Raw genomic sequence first — 23,572 nt, 5'->3', positions numbered from 1 at the left:
GAGGGCTTCAGAAAAAAGCCGATGCGGGCGCACCGGCCACTGGATAATGTTATTTCATGCTGTCGGCAAGGGTATTCACATTGTGGCGAAACGCCTTAACGTAGGTGTCTGCCACTCCACCTTTTGCCGACAGGGCTTCAGGGTAGAGTTCGCCCCCTGGCTGAGCGCCTGTGGCTGACGCAATCTGTTTAACCAGACGTGGGTCGAGCTGGTTTTCCATAAACCAGGTTTTCACGCCGTCCGCTTTAATCTGATTGATAATCTCAGCAACCTGCGCCGCACTGGCCTCGCTCTCTGACGACAGCCCCTGTGGCGCCATAAACGTGACACCGTAGGCCCGGCCGAAATAACCGAAAGCGTCATGACTGGTCAGTACGTTACGCTTCGCCTGCGGGATCTGGCTAAAGCGGGTTTTGGCCCAGCTATCCAGTTGAGTCAGTTGCGCGATATACGGCTTCCCTGAGGCCTCCAGTGCTGCTTTGTCTTCTGGATCGGCTTTTACCAGCCCGTTGAGAATATTTTGTGCATACAGCGCCCCGTTAGCCGCGCTATTCCACGCATGCGGATCGGTCACGGTTTTGCCCTCTTCGTCAAGCGTATGGGTTTTCACCCCCGAAGAAGCCACTACCAGTTGGCCTTTGAATCCGGAGGCTTTCACCAGACGGTCGAGCCAACCCTCCAGCCCCAGCCCATTCACGACGACCACGTCAGCCTTGCTGAGCGCTGCGCTGTCTTTCGGTGAGGGTTCGAAGGTGTGCGGATCACCGTCCGGCCCGACCAGCGTTGTCACCTTCACATGATCGCCACCGACCTCCTGGGTAATATCCCCCAGAATCGAAAAACTCGTGACCACATTAAGTGTTTTCGCCATCACGCCGTGCGACATCATCCCCAGCGCGAGCGCCACTGCTAATCCTGTACGTTTCATCGTTTCCCCTTGCGTTAAAAAAACGCACGCAGACTGCCAGCGAGCTGGCTTCGCGTGCCAAATAAAATAGAAATAAAGAAAAGTGCGCTGGCGGTGAGCACAATAGACGGCCCCGCAGGCAGGCTCACAGCCCAGGAAAGGCTTAACCCGAACCATGCACAGAAAATGCCGCTCACCCCTGCCATCAGAAGTAATCCAGGTAGAGTGCGCACCCAGCATCGCGCGGCCACGGCGGGTAACATCATCAACCCGACGGCCATCAGCGTGCCAAGCACCTGAAAGCCCGCCACCAGGTTAAGCACCAGCAGCGCCAGAAACAGGCCATGCAACAAACCGGGTAACCAACGGGCATTCACCTGCAACCACGCCGTATCAAACGCCTCTGTCACCAGCCCGCGATAAAAAATAGCCAGTACGATTAACGTGAAGATACAAACTCCAGCCACAAACAGTGCGGCATCGTTGTCCACGGCGAGAATAGAGCCAAACAGCAGGTGCAGCAGATCAACATTCGACCCACGCAACGACACCAGCGTGACACCTAATGCCAGCGATCCCAGATAGAATCCGGCAAAACTGGCATCTTCTTTGAGAGGCGTGCGGCGACTGACCAGCCCGGCCACCAGTGCAACAGCAATCCCGGCGATAAAACCGCCGATACTCATCGCCAGCAACGACATTCCGCTGAGCAAATATCCCACGGCAACACCCGGCAAAATGGCGTGAGAAAGGGCATCACCCATCAGGCTCATCCTGCGTAGCTGAAGAAAAACCCCCAGCGCCGTGGTGCTGACCGACAGCGCCAGACAAACTACCAGTGCGCGACGCATAAAGCCGTACTCGATAAACGGCTGGAAAAAGAGTTGCCAAATCATGCCACCCTCACCCGCTCGGTTTTCCATTGGGGAATATCGGCATCCAGCCGTAATGTCTGCGGGAAGTGGCGCGAGACGCGTTCACTGTCGTGGAGTACCGCTAACAAGGTTTGTCCCTGCATATACATCTCCAGCATCAAATCCATCAACACGTTGCAGGTGGCTTCGTCGACGCCGGTAAAAGGCTCATCAAGCATCACCAGCGGTGCCTGTTGCACCAGTACACGGGCAAAAAGCATGCGTTGAAACTGGCCACCGGAGAGCTCATCAATGGTCGACAGCGCCATTGACTCCAGCCCTACACGCTCAATCGCACCGGCAATCCGCAAGCGTGTTTCACGACGAAAGCCGGATAAAAGCGAAATGCCCGGCCAGCACCCCATACTGACGACATCCTGCACGGTCAACGGAAATTGCGCCTCCAGCGCGTGGCGTTGTGCCAGCCAGCCAATCACCGGACGCTTTCCCTGCCAGCGCAAACTGCCGCCCACGGGAGCGATAAACCCTGCGAGCGTTTTCAGTAGCGTCGATTTCCCGCAGCCGTTGGCACCCACGATTGCGGTCATACTCCCGCGTTCAATGACGCCGGATAACGGCCGCGTGACAGGCTGGCGTTCATAACCTGCGGTCAGTTCATTCATTACAATCATGGCAATGCTACCGCCCAGCACACCGCCAGGCTGAGAAACACAATAATGGCCAGCGCCAGCAAAAGGCGAACCGGCGCAGAGAGCGAAAAAAGGGAAATTGACATCTCGACACCCACAATAATGTTATAACATAACAATAATGAAAGGTATTGGCGTTGTAAATGGCGTGTTTGAAAAGGGAGTGTGGCGAAATGTTTCTGCGAGAAATTGGAGGTTATCACAGCCCTCTCCCACAGGGAGAGGGCTGAATAAGACGAGTTACTGACTAAACGGCGACGCAGCAGGCACACGCGCCTGCGATACCGCCAGCCCCAGTTGCCACACGGCCATCGCATAGTGGGTACTGTGGTTATAGCGGGTGATGGTGTAGAAGTTTGGCAGACCGTACCAGTACTGATAACCGGTCCCGATATCCAGACGCAGCAGACTTGCCTGCTGCGCATTGCCCAGCGGTTGCGTTGGCGTCAGGCCTGCGGCTGCCAGCTGCGAAATGCTGTAATTGGTTTTAAAACCGTTTTCCAGCCCCGGTGCCTGGCCGTTGGCCTGCACCGCCACCTGGCCGCCTGCCGTCCAGCCATGCGCTTTGAAGTAGTTCGCCACGCTACCGATGGCATCCACCGGATCCCACAGGTTGATGTGACCATCGCCGTTAAAGTCGACGGCGTATTGTTTATAGGAGGACGGCATAAACTGGCCATAACCCATCGCACCGGCAAACGAACCTTTCAGATCGAGCGGATCATCTTGCTCATTACGCGCCATCAGCAGGAAGGTTTCCAGCTCGGAAGAGAAATATTCGGCACGGCGCGGGTAGTTAAAGGACAGTGTCGCCAGCGCATCCAGGATGCGGGTTTTGCCCATCACGCGGCCCCAGCGGGTTTCCACGCCGATAATCCCGACGATAATTTCCGGCGGCACGCCATAGACCTGCCACGCACGGTTCAGCGCATCCTCATACTGATTCCAGAACACGACGCCATTCTGCACGTTGTCCGGGGTAATAAACTGTTTGCGGTAGCGCAACCATGCGCCATTTGGCCCGCTCGGCACCTGGGCCGTCGGTGCCTGTCTGTCCATCAGGCGCAACACGTAATCCAGACGCTTCGCCTGAGACAAAATTTCGTGCAGTTGTTGTCTGTCAAAGCCGTGTTTGCTCACCATTTTATCAATGAACTGCTCGGCCGCCGGGTTATTCGCGAAGTCGCCGCCCATCTGCATCATATTGTGCTGCGGCTCCAGCAGGAATCCTCCGGAAGGCGCACCTGCCGTTTGCTGAACGGCTTCGGTCTTAGGTTTGCTACTACAGGCAGACAGCAGAATAAGCGCAGGTAACAACGCTGCATAACGACGCTTGAACATGAGACATCCATTTAATGGGTTCGATAAGAACCCAGTATGGTAAAGCATCCACAACACCTCAAGGAAGCGGTACACGCAGCCCCCACCAAATCTTTACGCTCCCCAACGCAAACTCGCGCATTTTTCAACCAAAAATGCCTGTCCATACCCATTAACTTTCAAAATAACACATTTTTCTTTCATTGTGAGATCTAACTAACACTTTAAAACCTTTCAAAGTGATTATTATTAGTCTCCGTTATACAAACAAAGCCCTGAGGAGAGAAGAATGATAGAAACCATCACCAGCGGCGCCGAGTGGTTCATCGGGCTGTTTCAGAAAGGTGGAGAGGTGTTCACCGGCATGGTGACCGGGATCCTGCCCCTGCTGATCAGCCTGCTGGTCATCATGAACGCGCTGATTAACTTTATCGGCCAGCAACGCATTGAACGCTTTGCTCAGCGTTGTGCTGGCAACCCACTGTCCCGCTACCTGGTATTGCCCTGCATCGGTACCTTCGTTTTCTGCAACCCGATGACCTTAAGCCTCGGGCGTTTTATGCCAGAAAAGTACAAACCAAGTTACTACGCAGCGGCCTCCTACAGCTGTCATTCAATGAATGGCCTGTTCCCACACATCAACCCCGGCGAGCTGTTTGTCTACCTCGGGATCGCCAGCGGCCTTACCACTCTTGGCCTGCCGCTCGGACCACTTGCGGTGAGCTATCTGCTGGTCGGACTGGTTACCAACTTTTTCCGGGGCTGGGTGACGGACCTCACCACCGCCATTTTCGAGAAAAAAATGGGTATCCAGCTTGAGCAAAAAGTCCATCTTTCCGGAGGAGCGACAGCATGAACCGGATCCGCATTGAGAAAGGTACGGGCGGCTGGGGCGGCCCACTGGAGTTCGACGCCACAGAAGGCAAAAAGATCGTCTACATCACCGCAGGCACACGCCCGGCGATCGTTGACAAACTACGCGATCTGACCGGCTGGGAAGCGGTCGATGGCTTTAAAGAGGGTGAGCCACCGGAAGCGGAAATCGGCGTGGCGGTAATCGACTGCGGCGGTACGCTGCGCTGCGGCATCTATCCGAAGCGTCGCATTCCGACAGTGAATATTCACTCCACCGGAAAGTCAGGCCCGTTGGCGCAGTACATCCTTGAAGACATCTATGTGTCGGGCGTGAAAGAGGACAACATCACTCTGGTGAGTGGCTCTTCGGCCCCGCAAAAAGCCACTCCACGTGATTACGACACCAGCAAAAAAATCACCGAGCAGAGCGATGGTCTGCTGGCAAAAGTCGGCATGGGCATGGGGTCTGCCGTGGCGGTGCTGTTCCAGTCCGGGCGCGACACTATTGATACCGTGCTGAAAACCATTCTGCCATTTATGGCATTCGTCTCAGCGCTGATCGGCATCATCATGGCTTCCGGTTTAGGTGACTGGATTGCCCACGGTCTCGCCCCACTTGCCAGCCATCCGCTTGGGTTGGTTACGCTGGCACTGATCTGCTCCTTCCCACTGCTGTCACCGTTTCTCGGCCCGGGCGCGGTCATTGCACAGGTGATCGGCGTGCTGATTGGTGTGCAGATAGGTCTGGGCAATATTCCCCCGCACCTGGCTCTGCCCGCCCTGTTTGCCATTAACGCTCAGGCGGCGTGCGACTTCATTCCCGTTGGGTTATCGCTGGCCGAAGCGCGCCAGGACACCGTACGCGTAGGCGTGCCATCGGTTCTGGTGGGGCGCTTCCTGACAGGCGCCCCCACGGTGCTGATTGCCTGGTTTGTCTCTGGCTTCATTTATCAATAAGAGGTTTCTTCGATGACCGTGATTTACCAAACCACCATTACCCGCATCGGCCAGAGCGCAGCAGAGGCCCTGAGCGACAAGATGCTGATTACCTTTCGCGAGGGCGCACCGGCGGATATCGAAGAGTTTTGCTTTATCCACTGCCACGGCGAACTAAAGGGTGAGCTCAAGGTGGGAAATCAACTGGAACTGTGTGACATGCACTATGCCGTTACCGCCGTCGGTGATGTGGCCGAACAAAACCTGCGCGAGCTGGGCCATATCACCCTGCGTTTTGACGGCCAGTCGCAGGCGGAATACCCCGGAACGGTTCACGTGGCGGGCCCGGTTCCGCAGGCTGTCATCCCAGGCTGCACATTAAAATTTTTCGAGTAATTAAGGAGAGACATATGAGTCAGGTTGCCGTTGTCATTGGCGGGGGACAAACGTTAGGTGAGTTCCTCTGTCATGGGCTTGCCGCAGAGGGTTACCGCGTGGCGGTAGTGGATATTCAGAGTGAAAAAGCCGCCCGCGTGGCGGACAGCATCAATGCCGAGTTTGGTGAAGGAATGGCATACGGGTTTGGTGCCGACGCGACCAGCGAACAGAGCGTGATGGCGCTTGCCCGTGGTGTGGACGAGATCTTTGGACGCACCGATCTGCTGGTCTACAGCGCGGGAATTGCGAAAGCAGCGTTTATCAGCGATTTCGCTCTGGGGGATTTTGATCGCTCACTGCAGGTGAATCTGGTGGGTTATTTCCTCTGCGCCCGCGAGTTTTCCCGCCTGATGATCCGCGACGGCATTCAGGGACGTATCATTCAGATCAACTCGAAATCGGGCAAAGTGGGCAGCAAACACAACTCCGGTTACAGCGCGGCGAAATTTGGTGGCGTCGGGCTGACGCAATCACTGGCGCTGGATCTGGCCGAATATGGCATTACCGTGCACTCGTTGATGCTCGGCAACCTGCTGAAATCGCCAATGTTCCAGTCCCTGCTGCCACAGTATGCAGCCAAGCTCGGCATCAAAACTGAAGAAGTGGAACAGTATTACATTGATAAAGTGCCGCTCAAACGCGGTTGCGATTATCAGGACGTGCTGAACATGCTGCTGTTTTACGCCAGTTCGAAAGCCTCGTACTGCACCGGGCAGTCAATCAACGTCACCGGTGGGCAGGTGATGTTCTGATCGAGCAGGCTGATACCCTCACCCTAACCCTCTCCCACCGGGAGAGGGGACACAACAAGGAGCCGATATGGTCACAGCACTCATCACCGTCGCCGCCCTCGCCTGGCTCTGCCAGATGGCTTTCGGCGGCTGGCAAATCCATCAGTTTAACCGTGCGTTTGATGCGTTGTGTCAGAAAGGCCGCGTGGGCGTCGGGCGTTCTGGTGGACGTTTCAAACCACGCGTGGTGGTTGCCGTTGCGCTGGATAAAGATGACAAGGTCTGCGATTCCCTCATCATGCGTGGCATGACCGTCTTCGCCCGTCCGGCGAAAATCCAGGCGATTAACGGTCTGTCGTTGCAGGAATTGCAGCCTGATGTGATCTTTCCCCATGATCCACTCTGTCAGAATGCACTATCATTAGCGCTTAATCTGAAACATGGATAATTTCGTTGTGAAAGCTATAGACTTGCGAAATTATCATTTCGCAACCTAAGGAACGAAGTGCCTATGAAACCACGTCAGCGGCAGGCGGCTATTCTCGAGCATCTGCAGAAGCAGGGAAAATGCTCGGTAGACGATCTGGCCCACTACTTTGACACTACCGGCACGACAATACGTAAGGATCTGGTATTGCTCGAAAACTCTGGTGCCGTCATTCGAACTTACGGCGGTGTGGTGCTCAATAAGGACGAAACCGACCCGCCTATCGATCACAAAACGCTGATCAACACCCACCAGAAGGCGCTGATCGCCGAAGCGGCGGTGAAATTTATCCACGATGGCGACTCCATCATTCTTGATGCAGGCAGTACCGTCCTGCAGATGATCCCGCTGCTCAGCCGCTTTAACAACATCACGGTGATGACCAACAGCCTGCACATCGTCAACGCTCTCTCTGAATTCGACAGCGAGCAAACCATTCTGATGCCGGGCGGTACCTTCCGTAAGAAATCTGCGTCGTTCCACGGCCAGCTGGCCGAGAACGCCTTCGACCACTTCAGCTTTGATAAACTCTTTATGGGCACCGACGGCATTGACCTGAACGCGGGGGTGACCACCTTTAACGAAGTGTTCAGCGTCAGCAAGGCCATGTGTAACGCCGCGCGGGAAGTGATTCTGATGGCAGACTCATCGAAGTTTGGCCGTAAAAGCCCCAATATCGTTTGCAGCCTGGAAAGCGTCGACAAACTGATTACCGACGCAGGTATCGACCCGGCGTTCAAAAAAGCGCTGGAAGAGAAAGGCATCGATGTGATCGTAACCGGAGATAAAGATGAGTGATTTTCTGTTAAACGCGGGTCGCCAGACCCTGATGCTGGAACTACAGGAAGCCAGCCGCCTGCCGGAGCGGTTGGGCGAGGATTTTGTTCGCGCGGCCAACACCATTATTCAGTGCGAAGGTAAGGTGATTGTCTCCGGGATCGGCAAGTCGGGTCACATCGGTAAGAAAATTGCTGCGACGCTTGCCAGCACCGGTACTCCGGCCTTTTTTGTTCATCCGGCAGAAGCACTGCACGGCGATCTGGGGATGATCGAAAGCCGCGATGTGATGCTGTTTATCTCCTATTCCGGTTCGGCCAAAGAGCTGGATCTCATCATTCCGCGTCTGCAGGAAAAGTCGGTCGCTCTGCTGGCGATGACCGGGAAATCCCGCTCGCCGCTGGCGCTGGCCGCCAAAGCCACGCTGGACATTTCCGTTGAGCGCGAAGCCTGCCCGATGCACCTCGCTCCCACCTCCAGCACCGTTAACACGCTGATGATGGGCGACGCGCTGGCGATGGCGGTGATGCAGGCGCGCGGCTTTAACGAAGAAGATTTCGCCCGTTCGCATCCGGCGGGAGCGCTTGGGGCACGCCTGCTCAATAAGGTTCATCACCTGATGCGCACCGACGATGCCATTCCGCAGGTCAAACTTGATACCAGCGTGATGGACGCGATGCTGGAGCTCAGCCGTACCGGGCTGGGACTGGTCGCGGTGTGTGACAGCGACAGCTTCGTGAAGGGTGTGTTTACCGACGGCGATCTGCGTCGCTGGCTGGTCGGCGGCGGCAAGCTGGAATCACTGGTTTCTGAAGCGATGACGCAAGGCGGCCTGACGTTGAACGCCGACAGCCGCGCCATTGAAGCCAAAGAGGTGCTGATGAAACGCAAAATCACCGCCGCGCCGGTGGTGGATGACAACGGCAAGCTGTGCGGCGCCATCAACCTGCAGGATTTCTACCAGGCCGGGATTATCTAACCCTTCAGTCCGAGACGTTTCGCCAGCCGGTGCAGGTTGGCGAATTTCAAAAGTCTAAACGCTTTTTTTTACGCAATTTATTCATAAAATAAATACAAATCAGATAAATCATCGCTATCAATCCTTTATTTATTATTTCCATCAATACTTAAAACCTGAACACCTGAAAAACATTGCCCTGTTTTATTCCCTAATAACAATCTACTCTGATCACACATTAACGCGAAAGGGGTATTTCATGGCACATTTCACCGAAGAGCTTAACTATCTCGCTCACTATTTTAAGCAGGTCAGAAAAGCAGAGCACATTTTATTTCGCTGGCTATGGCTGAGTCCTGAAGCTCGTATTGAGCGCCTGCGGGAGCTGATGATGCCGGTAACCAAACGTGATAACTGAAGGTCTGGCGGCGCTTCCCCTTCAGCAAATGTATGAAGCGCCACCAGCAAAAACCGGAACAAAAAATAGAATGCATCATTGTTTATTTCAGGAATGACTCACCTGAGAAATATAATAAGAATTAATTTATGTCGCATCACATTTTTATCTTCCCTGCTTCCACATTAAAATAAGAGCCATTAATTTCCGATGTAAATTAAGTCTTTTTGGAATCCTCTCTCATAAATGCATCTTCGCGATCTACTTTGTAGTATTCACGTTCGCGATTCGCTTATTCAAGCTGAAAACGCCGGGTCGCGAAGACGACGACATGGTAACGGGTGATTCTGGGCCCACAGGCCGAAAGCATCGTGCTGAAGATCCGGGCGCAGATCGAAGCCTGACGCTGCACAATCCTGTTCCCTCTCTCACCAGAGAGGGAATAAAACAGGAACACTTTATATATCCCACCCTTATTTATTCCGCAAAACACCCTACACTCTCACCATTCTCCTTTTGTTACCGGTATGCCGCCATGCGTCAGCTTCAGAAAATCCGTCAGTATCAACGGCTTTATCAGCACTACGGCACAGAGCCAAAGCCCACGACCATCGCGGAAGTGGCCGGGGTCGCGTTGTGCAGTGAGCGCCATGCACGCACATTGCTGCGCCAGCTCACCAAGAGCGGATGGTTAAGCTGGAGCGCACAACCGGGGCGCGGGCACCGCGCCACCCTGCACTGCCTGGCAACCACCAGCGAACTCAGCGCACCGCTGATGCATGCCTGCCTGGAAAAAGGGGACTACCAGAGCGCGCTGCAGCTGGCCGATGGCGACCCGGCCAGCCTGCATCACATCATCACGCCGTTTTTAGGCGGAAAATGGCTTAAACACCAGCCGACGCTGCGCATTCCGTGGTATCGCCCGCTCACGTCTCTGCATCCCGCCCTGCAACGTCGCCGCGCCGAGCAGCATATTATCTGCGCGGTTCACGCGGGGCTGACCCGCTACACCCCCGGCCACCCGCAACCGGTGGCCGATTTAGCCCACCACTGGGATTGCAGTGACGACAAACTTCACTGGCGCTTTTACCTGCGCAGCGGTGCGCACTGGCACAACGGACAGGCGATCAGCGATGAAGATATTCTCGGCGCACTACACCAGCTGTTGGCCGATCCCGCACGCAATTCGGGGCTCACCCACGTGAGCAAGGTGGTGCTTATCGCGCCGTGGTGTCTGGAGATCACACTAAATGCGCCAGATGCCATGCTAACGCATCGTCTCGCGCATCATGTTTGTCGTTTGCCGCATCCGCAACAACCGAATGTGGGTGCTGGCCCCTTTGCGATTGCTCATCATCACTCGCACTACCTGCGCCTTGAGCGTCAGCCGTGGTACTTTGCAACGCATCCCCTTCTGCATGCGATTGAGTTCTGGCGGACCCGCGCCGGAACAGAAAAACCGGCATGGATAACCGTTGGTAAAGGAGAAAACGCCCAGGAGTCCATCACCACCACCAGCGGTGGGTTTTCCTGGCTGATGGTGAATGCCCGGTTACCAAAAACGCTGGCCGCCTGGTTACGCCAGGAAATCCAGCATCTTAACCAGCATTTCATCCGCCGGGATGATGTTGAAACCCGCACGGAAATACTGCCCGGGATCACGACACCCGCGTATCCTCAAGCGCCTGACGTGACGCTTCCACCTGCCCTTTCACTGGTCTGCTATCACACGCCGGTACTGTGCGATCTTGCCAGCATGCTGCAAACGCGCCTGAAAAAGCGTGGCTGTGACGTCACGATTCACTGGAAAGATCGCGAAGAGTGGCATGCGCCTGACACACTGGCGCAAGCGGATATCTTACTGGGGGATTATCTTGCCGGTGAAGTACCGGTCTTTGCACTGGCAGAGTGGTTTACTGAAGAGCCCGCGTGGATCACCGCGCTGGGTGAGAGCGCATGGCAAAACGCAAAGCAGACGCTGATGGCGTATTGCGAAAGCGAGGATACGCTGAGAACACACTTGCCCGCCTTCTTTCATCACCTGCTAAAAAGCGGCGCCTGCACGCCGCTGTTCCACTACCGCTATCGCCTCAACACCCTGGAAAACGTGCAGAACATAGCGCTGACCGCCAGCGGCTGGCTTGATTTCACCCGCGCCTGGCTGCCGCCGGCTCAGGAGCGCACGACCAGCGCGTCGTAGCCGCGCCAGCGGTAGTTGACCATGGAGATCAGCCAGCAGGCGACAAACAACCCGACCACCACAAATCCGGCGTTGCCCAGATTGTCGTTTACCGCGCCAATCACATCCCAGACGCCGCCGCTGAGGGCGAATTTATCCATCAGCAGACCCAGCGCTTCCAGCCCACCAATAAACAGCGCCACCACCACAGATGTCCCGGTAATGGTCATGTTGTAGTAGAGCTTACGTTGCGGTTTGTTAAACGCCCATCCGTAAGCACCAACCATCAACAAATTGTCGAGGGTATCGACCAGCGCCATGCCGCTGGCAAAGAGCGCCGGGAAGATCATGATTGACCACACGGACATGCCATGAGATGCGCTGGCGGCAGAGATCCCCAGTACACCAATCTCGGTGGCAGTATCAAACCCCAGACCAAACAGGAAACCGACCAGGTACATCTGCCAGCTTTTGCTGACGAGGCGGAAGGTTGCGCCAAATAACCAGTTCATGACGCCGCCCTGTGCAGGTAGCTCCACGTCACTGGTTGTCGCGCGCCCCTTTTTCAGCGCCTGAAAGCTGCGCCAGACGCCGCGTAAAATCACCATATTGACCAGCGCCATCGCCAGCAGGAAAGTCGCGGAAACGGCTGTTCCAATCAGACTCCCTGTCTCATGAAACCATGCCATATTCTTCTGAAACGCCGTAGCGGTGGCAGCAATGGCAATAGAGGCCAGCACCACGATGGTGGAATGCCCCAGCGAGAACCAGGCCCCTACGCCGGATGGGCGTTTGCCCTGCTGCATCATCTTACGCGTGACAGTATCAATAGCCGCAATGTGGTCGGCATCCACCGCATGGCGAAGTCCGTAACACCAGGCAAGCAGGCTTGCCGCCATCAACGCCGTGCTGCCACTGAAGGTTTGCCATGCCCATCCCCAGGCCAGCAGGTTTGCCATTACCAGAGCCAGCAGCAGAAGCGCGGCGCGAGGTTCATTGCGTAAGAGTCGTAACATTTTAAGTCCTTTGTGAACATGACTGGGCGGCGGCGACTACCGCCTGCCCGAAGGAGATCGCTCCGTCACCTGCGGGCAGGCGCGAAGGAAAAAGAAGCGTAAAGTCAGAAAGATAATGACGCAGACGCGCACGCAGCAGGCGGTTGTGTAACACCCCACCGCTGAAGCACACCGTGGAAAGTGATAAACGCATGGCATGCAATTTGACTAATTGCGCCAACCCTTTTGCCAGCGCATCGTGAAACGCCCATGCGCGTTCGCAGGGCTCCGCCTGCCAGTTCAGCCATTGCTGCCAGAAGAGGGAGAGATTATCCACCGACAGTGTGACCGGGTGCACTACGCCGTCACACTGCGAAGCCAGGGCTTCCAGGCGGCAAGCCGCTTCACTTTCGTAGCGTTGCGTTTCTATGCCCAGCGCACAGGCGATTGCATCGAAAAGCCTACCGCATGACGAGGCCAGCGGCGCATTGACGCCACGCCCGATTGCTGTCGCCAGCAACGGCCAGTTTTGGCGCTGTACCGCCCGCGTTTCCGGGTAGTGCTGCCAGTCAGGCACAAACGCCAGACAGTGGGCCAGCAGATTTCGCCACGGTTGCAGGGCTGCGAGATCGCCTCCCGGTAGCGCAACGGCAGGCAACCCGCCGAGATGCTCGCAGACGCAGTAGTTCACCCGCAGACATTCCCCACCCCACAGCGCACCGTTCTCGCCCATACCGATCCCATCCAGCGTCAACGCGATAACATCGTCACCGTCGAGCGGCCAGCCGTTTTCAGCCAGGCACGCCGCCGCGTGTGCGTGATGGTGCAACACGGTGTCGACCGGCAACGCCTGCTCGTGTGCCCATTGTCGGGAGTGGTAACCCGGATGGGCATCGCACACCACACGCTCCGGTTGAAAGGTGTAGATCTGCTGCATCACCGCCAGTGCCAAACGCCACTGGGCTTCGACACCCTCGTCACTGAGATCGCCAAAATGCTGGCTCAGTACGGCCTGGTTCCCCCGCACCAGGCAGAAAGTATTTTTCATCTCGCTACCTGTACATAACATGGCGGGGATATTGCGAAAACCTGCCGGCAACGTGATGGCATCCGGTACAAACCCGCGCGCACGGCGTAGCATTGTCCCGTCCTGAAGCAAGACCGAATCATCCATCCGCTGCACAATGTCGCGGTTGTGGAGCAGAAAACCGTCAGCAATCTCCCCAAGCTCGTCCAGCGCCTGCTGATTACTGATAGCGGGCGGTTTGCCGCTGAGATTGCCGGAAGTCATCACCAGCGGACGCTGACAGTCGAGCATGAGCAAATGTTGCAGCGGGTTTGCGGGCAGCATGATGCCTACCGAGTCCAGGCCAGGCGCTATCTCGTCGGGTAACGCGGGCAGACACACCTTTGGCGTGAGCACAATGGGGGCTACGGGTGAGCATAACAGCGTCTGAATCGCCGTCGGCAGCGCTTTCGCCTGCGGGATCATCACGGCCAGCGGCTTCGCAGGACGCTGTTTGCGTGATCGAAGTAACGCGACCGCCTGCGGATTGAGCGCATCACAGGCGAGGTGAAAACCCCCTAACCCTTTGATGGCAACAATGCCGCCGTTTTTCAGCATCTCTACCGCTGCGCTTAACGCAGACTCGCGGGTAGTAATGATGTCTCCCGCACGCCATTCCAGCTCCGGCCCACAGTCCGGGCAGGCGACGGGTTGCGCATGAAAACGGCGGTCTGCGGGGTTGCGATACTCCGTTTCACACGGTTCGCACAGCGGGAATGTCGCCATCGACGTGGACGGGCGGTCATAAGGCATGGCGCGAATGATGGTAAAACGCGGACCACAGTGGGTGCAGTTGATAAACGGATAGCGATAACGGCGTTCACGGGGATCGCGCATCTCAGCCAGGCACGCCGGACAAGTGGCGGCATCCGGCACAATCTGGGTGTCCATCGTCCCACCCGCGCTGTGACGGATAGTAAATTTCTCCGGCACACGCCTCCAGGTGAAGGGCTGTGTGTCGATCGCGTCGATACGCGCCAGTGGTGGGCAGTCCTGGCGCAGCCTCGCGGTAAAGGCCCCCCCATTACCCGCGAGCCGCACCAGCACGCCCTCTCCGTCATTGCAGACGTCACCGGTCAACTGAAGCGACTGCGCCAGTTGCCAGACGAAGGGACGAAATCCCACGCCCTGCACTTTGCCACGCACGCGCAACTGTACGCCGTTACTGCACATGACGGATCAGAACAGCAGAGATGAAGAGGTATCGAACACCGCACGACGGCGTTTTTCCGCACTCATCTGTTCGAGCTTTTCGCGATCAACACACACCAGGGCGTGTGTCGGGCAGGCTTCCATGCAGGCCGGGCCCGCTTCACGGTGGTAGCAGAGGTCACACTTGTTGGCTTCGGCTTTGTCCGTGCGCACATTCAGCCCCATACCGCTGTTACGCACAACCGGACGGACAACCACTTCCATCGCGCCATACGGGCAGGCAACCACGCAGGTTTTACAGCCGATGCAGCGCTCCTGCATGACGTGCACAAACCCTTTTTCGCGTTTAATCGCCCCGTTCGGGCAGACATTCGCGCACGGTGCATCTTCGCACTGACGACAGATGGCGGCGGTGGAAATATTCACGCCTTTAATGACATGGATGCGCGGCAAAAATGTGTCAGGGGTAAGCGACGCACAATCCTGCTCTGCCTGATGGGAAACCACGCACGCCACTTCACAGGTACGGCAACCAATGCACTTACTGGCATCGGCCATAATAAAACGGTTCATCTGCTTCTCCAGCATTACTGTTATGCGCGGAGATATTCATAAACCGTGCCAATTATTATCGCATTGATTTTAAATGAATTTAAAAATGACAGTGGCACTGTCATCGTCACTTCTGACGATGACAGCTGTCGACATCAACGATGAGGGCCGTCAATGACGGAGTCGCGCAGGACAAGCTCACCGGAGAACGTTTGCTGATATTTAAACTCACCGCCGTCGAGCATAAAGATCAGGCGGCTGATGGTTTCTTTGATCATCTCCGTCACCGGGATGCGAACGCTGGAAAGCGACGGTACGATATAAGGCGCGATGGCCACGTCGTCAAAACCGATCACCGATACCGCGCCCGGGGTGGCCACGCCGCTGTCGTGCAGTTGCTTCATGGCACCGATTGCCATATCGTCATTACTCGCCACCAGCGCCGTAAAACGTTCGCCGCGAGCAAGCAGTTCGGACACCGCCGCCGCGCCGCTCGCGGGGTTCCACTTACCCTGCGCAATCAGCCCTTCGTGGAGCGGAATACCGTGCTGAACCAGTGCATCCTTGTAGCCGGAGAGACGTTCAACCCCGGTGGGTGAATCCAGCGAACCCGTGATAAATGCAATCTCTCTGTGCCCTTTCTCAATTAGCTGCGACACCGCCTCCTGACAGGAGGCTTTATGATCGGACCAGACACTGTGGCTGCTGTTTTTCCGCAAGCGGCGGTTGAGCACCATAATCGGTTGCTCACACTTCTCGACGATCTCATCCATCTCATCCACGCTCAGGAAACGCGGATAGATAATCACCGCATCGCAACGCATATCGAGTAAATACTGGATCGCCTCACGCTCTTCATCGGCGCTATGCTTGCCATCAGCCAGGATCAGCTGCCGCCCTTTTTCTTCTGTCATCCGCGCGGCGTTAAACAGCAGTTCGCTAAAGTAGACGCCGTGATACAGGGTGTTTGTCACCACCAGCCCCAGCGTCTGGGTGCGTTTGGTCGCCAGGTTGCGCGCCAGTAAATTCGGGCGATAGCCGCTCTCTTCAATGGCCTGAAACACCCGGTCTTTGGTCTCCTGGCTGACATAGCCATTTCCCGACAACACCCGGGATACCGTTGCTTTCGAAACGCCTGCCCGCTTCGCCACTTCAAGCATCGTGGTCATCTTGTTATTCCGTCTGAAACTGATGGAGCGCAGTGTACTGCACTGCAGAAAAATTGTCGCAGCGGTGAAATCACGCTTTTCGCACCGCTCGGTGATCATTATCACGAAATGAAAAAATGGTCAGAATGTGATCTTGTTTCATTCAAAGAAACTCATGATGATTATGTGGAACCGGTTTCCTACATTTCTCACAACGATAACAGGATCTCATCCGATGGCCAAAAATTACGCTGCGCTGGCGAATGATGTCGTCAGCGCGCTGGGCGGCAAAGAGAACATCGTCGCCGTCACCCACTGTATGACGCGTCTGCGCTTCGTCCTGAAAGACGAAAGCCTCACCGACGCTACGCGTCTGAAAAGCATTAGCGGCGTACTCGGCGTAGTGCGCAACGACAACCAGTGCCAGGTGATCATTGGCAACACCGTTTCTCAGGCGTACCGTGAGGTAGTCAGCCTGCTGCCAACCGACCTGCAACCTGCATTACCGGAAGGTCCGCAGAAATTGACATTGCGCCGCATTGGCGCCGGGATCCTCGATGCACTCATCGGCACCATGTCGCCGCTGATCCCAGCGATCATCGGTGGCTCGATGGTTAAACTGTTGGCGATGATCCTTGAGATGACCGGCGTGCTGCCAAAAGGCGCGCCGACACTGACCATTCTGACCGTCATCGGCGACGGCGCCTTCTTCTTCCTGCCGCTGATGGTGGCGGCCTCGGCAGCGGTGAAATTCAAAACTAACATGTCACTGGCAATTGCCATCGCGGGCGTGCTGGTGCATCCGAGCTTTATCGAGTTGATGGCAAAAGCCGCGCAGGGCGAGCACGTTGAGTTCGCCTTTATTCCGGTGACGGCGGTGAAATACACCTACACCGTGATCCCGGCGCTGGTGATGACCTGGTGCCTGTCGTACATCGAACGCTGGGTTGATCGCATTACCCCGGCGGTGACCAAAAACTTCCTCAAACCGATGCTGATCGTGCTGATTGCCGCCCCGCTCGCCATTGTGCTGATTGGGCCGCTGGGGATCTGGATCGGTAGCGCCATCTCCGCGCTGGTTTACACCATTCACGGTTATCTGGGCTGGCTCTCCGTGGCGATCATGGGAGCACTCTGGCCGCTGCTGGTGATGACCGGGATGCACCGCGTCTTTACGCCAACCATCATCCAGACCATTGCCGAAACGGGCAAAGAAGGGATGGTCATGCCGTCGGAAATCGGCGCCAACCTCTCCCTTGGCGGTTCGTCTCTGGCGGTAGCCTGGAAAACCAAAAACCCGGAACTGCGCCAGACGGCGTTAGCGGCGGCAGCCTCTGCCATCATGGCGGGGATCTCTGAACCCGCGCTGTACGGTGTAGCGGTACGACTGAAACGTCCGCTGATTGCGAGCCTGATCAGTGGTTTTATCTGCGGTGCGGTGGCCGGTATTGCCGGACTTGCCAGCCATTCAATGGCAGCACCAGGGCTGTTTACCAGCGTGCAGTTCTTCGACCCGGCGAACCCGATGACCATTGTCTGGGTGTTCGGTGTCATGGCGCTGGCGGTAGTGCTGTCGTTCGTTCTGACCCTGATATTAGGTTTTGAAGATATTCCGGTTGAAGACGATGCTGAAAAAGCGCGCGCCCTCCAGAGTGCCCCGGTTCAGAGCAAAGCAGCAAAAGCATAAATTGAGAGTGAGGTAAGAATGTCTGTTTTTCCACAAGGATTTTTATGGGGCGGCGCGCTTGCCGCCAACCAGAGTGAAGGTGCTTACCGCGAAGGTGGCAAAGGACTCACAACGGTCGATATGATCCCCCACGGCGCGAATCGCCTGGCGGTAAAGGTCGGTAAGGAAAAGCGGTTTTCGTTGCATGACGACGAGTTTTACCCAAGCCATGAGGCGATTGATTTCTATCATCGCTACAAAGAAGACATCGCCCTGATGGCGGAGATGGGGTTTACAGTGTTCCGCACCTCAATTGCCTGGAGCCGCCTCTATCCAAATGGTGATGAGCCGCTGCCCAATAAAGAAGGTATTGCCTTCTACCGCGCGGTGTTTGAAGAGTGCAAAAAGTACAACATCGAGCCGCTGGTCACCCTGTGTCACTTCGACGTACCGATGCATCTGGTGACGGAGTACGGCTCCTGGCGCAATCGCAAAATGGTCGATTTCTTCGCCCGTTACGCCCGCACCTGTTTCGAGGAATTTAATGGTCTGGTGAAATACTGGCTGACCTTCAATGAAATCAACATCATGTTGCACAGTCCGTTCTCTGGCGCGGGTCTGGTATTTGAAGAAGGCGAGAACGAAGATCAGGTGAAATATCAGGCCGCACACCACGAGCTGGTGGCAAGCGCGCTGGCGACCAAAATCGCCCACGAGGTAAACCCGGAAAACCAGGTCGGCTGCATGCTGGCGGGTGGGAATTTCTATCCGTACTCCTGCAAACCTGAAGACGTGTGGATGGCACTGGAGAAAGATCGCGAGAACCTGTTCTTTATCGATGTGCAGGCACGCGGGAGCTACCCGGCCTACTCTGCCCGCGTATTCCGCGACAAAGGCGTGGTAATTGTGAAAGATCCTGGCGACGATGCGCTGCTAAAAAACACTGTCGATTTTGTCTCGTTCAGCTATTACGCCTCGCGCTGCGCGTCGGCAGATATGAACGCGGGCAACACCAGCGCCGCAAACATCGTCAAATCCCTGCGCAACCCGCACATCCAGGTGAGTGAATGGGGCTGGGGCATTGACCCGCTCGGCCTGCGCATCACCATGAACATGATGTACGACCGCTACCAGAAGCCACTGTTTCTGGTGGAAAACGGTCTCGGTGCGAAAGATGTCATTGATGAAAACGGCGAGATTAACGACGATTACCGCATCAGCTATCTGCGCGAGCATATCCGCGCGATGGGTGATGCCATTGAGGACGGCGTGCCGCTGATGGGCTACACCACCTGGGGCTGTATCGACCTGGTGTCGGCTTCAACGGGCGAGATGAGCAAGCGCTACGGGTTTGTGTACGTCGACCGGGACGACGCCGGGAACGGGACACTGGACAGGAAACGCAAGAAATCGTTCTGGTGGTATAAGAAGGTGATTGCGAGTAACGGGGCGGATCTGGAGTAGACTGTTTTGCCGGGTGGCGGCTTCGCCTTACCCGGCCTACAAAAGCGTAGGCCCGGTAAGTGTAGCGCCACCGGGCGCTGTTCAGAGCCGGGAAAATCCCCCGTCCCCACCCCATCCGGCAAGCCGTGAATACACCACTTCCACCGCCGCTTTCACCGGTGGTGTCATCGGGTAATAAAACCCCACGATATCCGGCTGAATCCCCAAAAACAGCACCTCGCCCACGTCGTCTTTAATCTGATCGACCAGGTAGTTCAGCGGCATATTGTGTGTCGTCATCATAAACATCTCGGCGATATCGTCGGGGTCGATAAGGCGGATCTCACCGGGGTTGAGTCCCATATCGGTGGCATCAACGATCAGTAGCCTGTCCGGGTGCAGCTCACGAATAGCCACCACGTCGTTTTCCGGCGCGCTGCCACCGTCAATGACCACCCAGTTGCCCTGAGAATTTGCCGCACACATTTCTGCCAACAATGGGCCTGCGCCGTCATCGCCCATCATGCTGTTGCCAACACACAGTAAAACGTCAGTCACGTAATCTCCTCACCATCAGGTAGATGGCGCTCTCCTGATGAATATCATGCAGCATGCTGAGTAGCGTTTTGCTCCACGCCTGCTGTTCAGGGGTTTGCCTGTTCAGCGCCGCGTCAAAGGCATTGGCGAGCATCGTAATGTGGTTGGCGTCGATGACGATCTCACCATACTTCGGTACGCCTTCCATTTTACGCCGCGCCGTACTGCCCTCCTGCAGCGTGGCGATCCACGCCAGGTACTCCGGCCACGGGCAGCTTAACGCCGTTTCCAGGCAGTCAATCACCCCGAGGTGATGCCCAATCGCCAGGCTGTAATAGACCACCTGCTGCGCCGCATCCGGCGTGGCATCGTTCTCATCAATAAACTTACGGCTCAACTGACTGAACACCACCGTTTCACTCATCGGATACGCGCCTCTTCCACGATGTTGTTCAGGTTTGCCACAATCTCATTCAAACGCGGATCGTTCTCCGCCTCCAGCCAGCGAGCCACCTGATGCTCACCCTGACTCAGCAGACGCAGGTAATCGTCGGCAATCTGGCGACCATAACGATAGCCCGCCAGTTTGCGTGCCGTGCGGTCGACCTTCACCCGCAGTGGCTGCACCATTTCCGGGTGCAGGATGGTCGCAGGCTGGTTATCAAGTTCCCCAGGTTCACGGGCATGAATTTTCTGTTCCAGCAGACCGAGCGCCATGGCAAAACCGTACAGCGTTGCGGCCGGTGTCGGTGGGCAGCCCGGAATGTAAACATCCACCGGCACGATTTTGTCAGTACCACCCCAGACGCAATACAGATCATGGAAAATGCCGCCGCTGTTACCACAGGCTCCGTACGAGATACAGATTTTCGGGTCAGGCGCAGATTGCCAGGCGCGCAGCGCAGGCGAGCGCATGGCGCGGGTGACGGCGCCGGTAAACAGCAAAATGTCGGCATGGCGCGGAGACGGTACAACTTTGATGCCGAAACGCTCGGCGTCAAACAACGGCGACAGGGTGGCGAAGATCTCAATCTCGCAGCCGTTGCAGCCGCCGCAGTCCACGCGGTAGACGTAGGCCGAGCGTTTGATTTTTTTCAGCAGCGACGCCTTCATGCTGGCGATGGATTCGTCCACCGTCATCGGCACCGGAATGCCGTTATCGTCGCGTGGGCCCAGTAGGTTATCCATCAGCTGGCCTCTCTCATATGGCGGGTAATATCAATGCGGTCGGACGGCAACAGGCATTTCTGGCGCTTACACTCCGGGCAGGTTTCAAAGCTTTCACGATGATGTTCTGCGCGAGCGTCTCCGTTGTGCTGCAACAGCGCGATGGCATAGTCGATCTCTTTTTGCACGGCGAATGGACGCTTGCAGACGCGACAGTTACACAGTTCAAAGCGCGACTGCTGCAGGAAGTCTTCTTTCTTCCATACCGCCAGCTCATATTCCTGTGACAAGCGGATTGCGACCGTCGGGCAGACCTCTTCGCAGCGGCCACAGAAGATGCAGCGCCCGAGGTTAAACTGCCAGGCCAGTTCACCGGTTTTGAGGTCCGTTTCCACCGTCAGGGCATTCGACGGACAGGCGTTTACACAGGCCGCGCAGCCGATGCACTGCTGCGGATTGTGCTCCGGCTTACCGCGAAAGTTTTTATTCACCGGCATCGGCTCCAGCGGATAACTGCTGGTTACCGCGCCGGTTTTGATGACTTTTTTAATAAAGGTAAACATGACGAGTCCTTATTTCAGCGGCGAGTTCTTACGCTCAATGCTGTAGCGCTCAAGCTCTTTATATGGCACCACCTGGCTTTTCTTCTTGCGCACATCCACCACCGTCATGCGGTCGGTACAGGAGTAGCACGGATCAAGGCTGCCGATGATCAGCGGCGCGTCGGAAACCGTGTTTCCACGCAGCATGTAGCGCAGGGTTGGCCAGTTGGCGTAGGTTGCCGCACGGCAGCGCCAGCGGTAGAGCTTCTGGTTGTCGCCGGTCATGCTCCAGTGGATGTCATCTCCACGTGGCGCTTCGGCAAACCCAAGCGCGAAGCGGTTTGGAATGTAGGTGAAACCTTCAACCATCAGCGGGCCGCCCGGCAGGTTATCCAGACCGAAGTCGATCATGTTCAGGGCGGTGAACACCTCGTTGATGCGCACTTTGAGGCGAGAGATAACGTCGCAGCCCTGCTCGCTGTGCACGGTCATCGGCAGCAGGCCATAACCAACGAACGGGTGATCGGCACGGGTGTCGCGGGCATGGCCACTGGCGCGCACCATCGGACCCACGTTGCTGAAATCGCGGGCAATTTCCGGGTCAAGACGACCAATCCCGACGGTACGCTGCTCGATGTTTGGCGTGCTGAGCAGCATATCCACCAGCTCCTGCACATCGCGGCGCATCTGCTGCGCAAGCTGGCGGGTCTGGATCATGTCGTCTTTCAGCAGGTCACGGCGGATCCCGCCGATCAGGTTCAGACCGTAGGTTTTACGTGCGCCGGTGAGGATCTCTGCCATCTTCATCGACGCTTCACGCACGCGGAAGAACTGCATAAACCCGGAGTCGAAACCAACGAAGTGGCAGGCCAGGCCGAGGTTCAGCAGATGTGAGTGCAGGCGTTCCACTTCCAGCAGAATGGCGCGGATCATCTGCGCGCGCTCCGGCACCACAATTCCCATGCCGTTTTCCACCGAGGTGGTGTAGGCGGTGCTGTGGGCGAAGCCGCAAATGCCGCACACGCGGTCTGAAAGGAACGTGACTTCGTTGTAACCCATGCGGGTTTCCGCCAGCTTTTCCATCCCGCGATGGACGTAAAACAAGCGGTAGTCGGCATCGATAATGTTCTCGCCATCGACGAACAGGCGGAAGTGGCCCGGTTCATCAGAAGTGACGTGCAGTGGGCCGATCGGCACCACGTTGTTCTTTTTACTGCCCAGCTCGTTGATGAACTCGTAGGTTTCGCTGTCGGTGGTCGGCGCCGGGCGCTGGCGGTAGTCCATGCTGTCTTTACGCAGCGGATAGAGTTCGTCCGGCCAGTCGTCCGGCAGCACCAGGCGACGTTCATCCGGCAGGCCTACAGGCACCAGGCCGTACATGTCGCGTACTTCACGCTCTCCCCAGACGGCGGCGGGCACGCGTGGTGTGACGGACGGATACTCCGGTTTGTTTGGGTCCACTTCGATGCGCACAGTGAGCCAGCACTTCTCGAACTGCTCCATCGACATCACGTAGTACACCGCGTAATTGCCGCACAGCTGGCGTTCGTCGTTACCGAACAGTACAGAGAGCCAACCGCCCTGCTGGTAATACAGAAACTCCACCACTTCCGGCAAATAGTTCACCTTCACGGTGACGGTGATCTGGTCTTTGGTTTGCCAGGACTCCTCCAGCACGACGCCAGGGAAAGCCTGATGCAACGCGGCGAGATACTGCTGACCTTTCTTTTCTTCAGACATAAAAACTCTCTTTAA

Annotated in this window: 24 protein-coding genes; 11 read left to right on the top strand and 13 right to left on the bottom strand. The window is 56.4% G+C overall.

The window, feature by feature from the left end; genetic code table 11:
- Positions 1–49 precede the first annotated feature (49 nt).
- The 4 genes from V6E55_RS11420 to mltB form a co-directional block, all read right to left on the bottom strand.
- Positions 50–928 carry a metal ABC transporter substrate-binding protein gene (locus tag V6E55_RS11420; RefSeq protein WP_114978662.1) on the bottom strand — a complete coding sequence of 293 codons (879 nt, stop codon included), beginning with the start codon at positions 926–928 and terminating at the stop codon, positions 50–52.
- 14 nt (positions 929–942) lie between these two features.
- Positions 943–1,803, bottom strand: a complete 861-nt coding sequence (locus V6E55_RS11415) for a metal ABC transporter permease (RefSeq protein ID WP_114978661.1) — start codon at positions 1,801–1,803, stop codon at positions 943–945.
- Positions 1,800–2,453 carry a metal ABC transporter ATP-binding protein gene (locus tag V6E55_RS11410; RefSeq protein ID WP_114978660.1) on the bottom strand — a complete coding sequence of 218 codons (654 nt, stop codon included), beginning with the start codon at positions 2,451–2,453 and terminating at the stop codon, positions 1,800–1,802. Before V6E55_RS11410 ends, V6E55_RS11415 begins: the two co-directional genes overlap by 4 nt.
- A gap of 258 nt (positions 2,454–2,711) precedes the next feature.
- A complete protein-coding gene (gene mltB, locus V6E55_RS11405) occupies positions 2,712–3,812 on the bottom strand; it encodes a lytic murein transglycosylase B (RefSeq protein WP_207220717.1) in 1,101 nt (366 codons plus the stop codon).
- 268 nt (positions 3,813–4,080) lie between these two features.
- Between mltB and srlA the strand changes: the two genes are divergently transcribed.
- From srlA to V6E55_RS11360, 9 genes are all read left to right on the top strand, one after another.
- On the top strand, positions 4,081–4,647 hold the full coding sequence (srlA, locus tag V6E55_RS11400) for a PTS glucitol/sorbitol transporter subunit IIC (RefSeq protein WP_114978658.1): 567 nt from the start codon (positions 4,081–4,083) through the stop codon (positions 4,645–4,647).
- Entirely contained in the window at positions 4,644–5,603 is a 960-nt protein-coding gene (gene srlE / locus V6E55_RS11395; protein WP_236920492.1) for a PTS glucitol/sorbitol transporter subunit IIB, read from the top strand. The genes srlA and srlE overlap by 4 nt, the downstream gene beginning before the upstream one ends.
- 12 nt (positions 5,604–5,615) lie before the next feature.
- Positions 5,616–5,978: a PTS glucitol/sorbitol transporter subunit IIA gene (gene srlB, locus V6E55_RS11390; RefSeq protein WP_114978656.1), complete on the top strand. Its 363-nt coding sequence runs from the start codon at positions 5,616–5,618 to the stop codon at positions 5,976–5,978.
- A gap of 14 nt (positions 5,979–5,992) precedes the next feature.
- Positions 5,993–6,772, top strand: a complete 780-nt coding sequence (gene srlD, locus V6E55_RS11385) for a sorbitol-6-phosphate dehydrogenase (RefSeq protein ID WP_114978655.1) — start codon at positions 5,993–5,995, stop codon at positions 6,770–6,772.
- 67 nt (positions 6,773–6,839) lie between these two features.
- Positions 6,840–7,199, top strand: a complete 360-nt coding sequence (gene gutM / locus V6E55_RS11380) for a transcriptional regulator GutM (RefSeq protein ID WP_114978654.1) — start codon at positions 6,840–6,842, stop codon at positions 7,197–7,199.
- A gap of 63 nt (positions 7,200–7,262) precedes the next feature.
- A complete protein-coding gene (gene srlR, locus V6E55_RS11375) occupies positions 7,263–8,036 on the top strand; it encodes a glucitol operon DNA-binding transcriptional repressor SrlR (protein ID WP_316942838.1) in 774 nt (257 codons plus the stop codon).
- The gene (gene gutQ / locus V6E55_RS11370; protein WP_236920491.1) at positions 8,029–8,994 is read left to right on the top strand and encodes an arabinose-5-phosphate isomerase GutQ; all 966 of its coding nucleotides are present in this window, start codon (positions 8,029–8,031) and stop codon (positions 8,992–8,994) included. Before srlR ends, gutQ begins: the two co-directional genes overlap by 8 nt.
- 238 nt (positions 8,995–9,232) lie before the next feature.
- The gene (locus V6E55_RS11365; RefSeq protein ID WP_316942837.1) at positions 9,233–9,391 is read left to right on the top strand and encodes a hypothetical protein; all 159 of its coding nucleotides are present in this window, start codon (positions 9,233–9,235) and stop codon (positions 9,389–9,391) included.
- 514 nt (positions 9,392–9,905) lie between these two features.
- The gene (locus V6E55_RS11360) at positions 9,906–11,570 is read left to right on the top strand and encodes an SgrR family transcriptional regulator (RefSeq protein WP_316942836.1); all 1,665 of its coding nucleotides are present in this window, start codon (positions 9,906–9,908) and stop codon (positions 11,568–11,570) included.
- Here the strand turns inward: V6E55_RS11360 and V6E55_RS11355 are convergent.
- The 4 genes from V6E55_RS11355 to V6E55_RS11340 form a co-directional block, all read right to left on the bottom strand.
- Positions 11,543–12,565, bottom strand: coding sequence for a HoxN/HupN/NixA family nickel/cobalt transporter (locus V6E55_RS11355; protein ID WP_114978651.1), 1,023 nt, complete (start codon positions 12,563–12,565; stop codon positions 11,543–11,545). The two genes, V6E55_RS11360 and V6E55_RS11355, sit on opposite strands and share 28 nt — an antisense overlap.
- Before the next feature lies 1 nt (position 12,566).
- Positions 12,567–14,783: a carbamoyltransferase HypF gene (gene hypF, locus V6E55_RS11350; protein ID WP_316942834.1), complete on the bottom strand. Its 2,217-nt coding sequence runs from the start codon at positions 14,781–14,783 to the stop codon at positions 12,567–12,569.
- Positions 14,784–14,789: 6 nt separating this feature from the next.
- A complete protein-coding gene (hydN, locus tag V6E55_RS11345) occupies positions 14,790–15,335 on the bottom strand; it encodes an electron transport protein HydN (RefSeq protein WP_114978649.1) in 546 nt (181 codons plus the stop codon).
- A gap of 134 nt (positions 15,336–15,469) precedes the next feature.
- Complete coding sequence (locus tag V6E55_RS11340) at positions 15,470–16,483, bottom strand: LacI family DNA-binding transcriptional regulator (protein ID WP_316942833.1); 1,014 nt, start codon at positions 16,481–16,483, stop codon at positions 15,470–15,472.
- A gap of 214 nt (positions 16,484–16,697) precedes the next feature.
- Between V6E55_RS11340 and ascF the strand changes: the two genes are divergently transcribed.
- On the top strand, positions 16,698–18,149 hold the full coding sequence (gene ascF, locus V6E55_RS11335) for a PTS cellobiose/arbutin/salicin transporter subunit IIBC (protein ID WP_316942832.1): 1,452 nt from the start codon (positions 16,698–16,700) through the stop codon (positions 18,147–18,149).
- Positions 18,150–18,167: 18 nt separating this feature from the next.
- Positions 18,168–19,592, top strand: coding sequence for a 6-phospho-beta-glucosidase (locus V6E55_RS11330; protein ID WP_316942831.1), 1,425 nt, complete (start codon positions 18,168–18,170; stop codon positions 19,590–19,592).
- Positions 19,593–19,673: 81 nt separating this feature from the next.
- Here the strand turns inward: V6E55_RS11330 and hycI are convergent, their stop codons facing one another.
- The 5 genes from hycI to hycE are packed head-to-tail and all read right to left on the bottom strand — an operon-like array spanning position 19,674 to position 23,557.
- Complete coding sequence (gene hycI / locus V6E55_RS11325) at positions 19,674–20,129, bottom strand: hydrogenase maturation peptidase HycI (protein ID WP_114978645.1); 456 nt, start codon at positions 20,127–20,129, stop codon at positions 19,674–19,676.
- A complete protein-coding gene (locus V6E55_RS11320; RefSeq protein ID WP_114978644.1) occupies positions 20,122–20,532 on the bottom strand; it encodes a formate hydrogenlyase maturation HycH family protein in 411 nt (136 codons plus the stop codon). The genes hycI and V6E55_RS11320 overlap by 8 nt, the downstream gene beginning before the upstream one ends.
- Positions 20,529–21,296 (bottom strand): NADH-quinone oxidoreductase subunit B family protein, encoded by a 768-nt coding sequence (locus tag V6E55_RS11315; RefSeq protein WP_316942830.1) that lies wholly within the window; start codon positions 21,294–21,296, stop codon positions 20,529–20,531. Before V6E55_RS11315 ends, V6E55_RS11320 begins: the two co-directional genes overlap by 4 nt.
- Positions 21,296–21,838: a formate hydrogenlyase complex iron-sulfur subunit gene (locus V6E55_RS11310; RefSeq protein ID WP_049006115.1), complete on the bottom strand. Its 543-nt coding sequence runs from the start codon at positions 21,836–21,838 to the stop codon at positions 21,296–21,298. The genes V6E55_RS11315 and V6E55_RS11310 overlap by 1 nt, the downstream gene beginning before the upstream one ends.
- Positions 21,839–21,847: 9 nt before the next feature.
- Entirely contained in the window at positions 21,848–23,557 is a 1,710-nt protein-coding gene (gene hycE / locus V6E55_RS11305; protein WP_316942829.1) for a formate hydrogenlyase subunit HycE, read from the bottom strand.
- Between the last annotated feature and the right edge of the window lie 15 nt (positions 23,558–23,572).

It is taken from the genome of Enterobacter sp. 342 (genome assembly GCF_036663495.1).
Taxonomy (GTDB): domain Bacteria; phylum Pseudomonadota; class Gammaproteobacteria; order Enterobacterales; family Enterobacteriaceae; genus Enterobacter.
This window is presented reverse-complemented; position numbering and strand designations above follow the sequence as displayed.